The sequence below is a fragment of the Ensifer sp. 22460 genome, from assembly GCF_052044935.1.
GTDB lineage: Bacteria > Pseudomonadota > Alphaproteobacteria > Rhizobiales > Rhizobiaceae > Ensifer.
The window spans coordinates 1-923 of the sequence record NZ_JBQENZ010000071.1; the positions used below are offsets into that span (position 1 = coordinate 1).

Consider the following 923-nt stretch of genomic DNA (forward strand, 5'->3'; position numbering starts at 1 on the left):
GGGTGGAGCAGCCCGGTAGCTCGTCAGGCTCATAACCTGAAGGCCGCAGGTTCAAATCCTGCCCCCGCAACCAAATCAAAAAAAGCCCGCCAGGAGAAATCCGCCGGGCTTTTTGACGTTCTAGCGCTACCCGGAGAGAACGGTAAGCGGCAAGCTGACCCCATCTGGCGTAGGTAGCGCGGGCGCCTGTATTGCGGACAGACGATTCACAGACTGTGAGCTTCTATGTCTGCGCCTAGCTCTGGAACTAGAAACCTCCATATGATCGAAGCCGTTCCGGAACGGCTTGAGGGTGCGCCGCGGCAGTTTCGGCGGCGGTGGTCCGATGAATTCAAGGAGCGGGCCGTGGTTGCAATGGAGCCCGGCGCAAGCATTTCGGCGATTGCGCATCGCATCGGAATACATCCGTCGCATTTATTTGGCTGGCGCCGCAATGCTCGTGCCGGACAACGATCCTTCTCGGCGGATCCGGCTGTTCAGGTAGAAGCCGGACCGGTTGGTGCGAGAGCGGTGATCGAGCTTGTCATCGGCGACATCGTTGTCCGGGCGGGCGCGGATAGCCGGCGGAAATTCTACGAGTTGCACGTCGCAAAGAGCTCGAAGGTTGCCACAGAGACGGTCGGCGAAGCTCTGGGAGATTGAGGAAACCATCCGGGGTCAAAGCCCTGAGGCTCGTGCGGCAGCACGTCAGGAAGTCTCTCCAGCGATCGTCAAAGACCTCTTCACCTTCTGGCAGGCGACCCTGCCGCGGGTCTCCGGCAAATCCAAACTCGCGTAGGCGCTCCGCTATGCCATCTCGCGTCGCGACATCTTCGAACGCTTCCTGACCGACGGTGAGCGTCCGGCGAAGGCATTTTCGCTTGGTCGAGAGGCCGATATTATAGGTCGCGTTTCATCTCGTCTGCCATTACGCGGTCGACCAC

At 60.0% G+C, this 923-nt stretch carries 2 pseudogenes; both read left to right on the forward strand.

What is annotated here, in order from left to right:
• Nucleotides 1-354: 354 nt before the first annotated feature.
• A pseudogene (locus ACTJKM_RS36020) lies at nucleotides 355-426 on the forward strand (transposase); the annotation flags it as partial.
• Between the two features lie 129 nt (nucleotides 427-555).
• Nucleotides 556-775, forward strand: a pseudogene (locus ACTJKM_RS36025) (IS66 family transposase); the annotation flags it as partial.
• Nucleotides 776-923: the final 148 nt, after the last annotated feature.